Source organism: Saezia sanguinis, assembly GCF_003991585.1.
Taxonomy (GTDB): Bacteria; Pseudomonadota; Gammaproteobacteria; order Burkholderiales; family Burkholderiaceae_C; genus Saezia; species Saezia sanguinis.
On the sequence record NZ_PQSP01000057.1, the window covers coordinates 1 to 276 of the forward strand.

At 69.2% G+C, this 276-nt stretch carries 1 protein-coding gene; it reads left to right on the plus strand.

The window, feature by feature from the left end; genetic code table 11:
- Positions 1 to 276, plus strand: a 276-nt coding sequence (locus tag CUZ56_RS14965; protein ID WP_204250940.1) for a hypothetical protein, incomplete at both ends; no start/stop codon positions are given.

Consider the following 276-nt stretch of genomic DNA (forward strand, 5'->3'; position numbering starts at 1 on the left):
GGCGCCGGTGCTGTCCGGGCCACCGATCACCGATCACGCCGATATCTCGCCACGGCTGCAACAGCTCGTGGACGCCGCCGAACTCGCGGAAATGGCGTACAACTCGGGGCAGGCGGTACCGCCGGCCGAACATCGCATCCTGCTGGCGGCGGATTTCCCGCACGGCTACCAGTCGGCGGACGCCCAGCGCCTCGCCGCCCTGCTGGCGCGCGGCGATCTGATCGGACTGTCCACCGTGATCGTCGGCGGCAACGAAACCGACTCCCACGACAACCT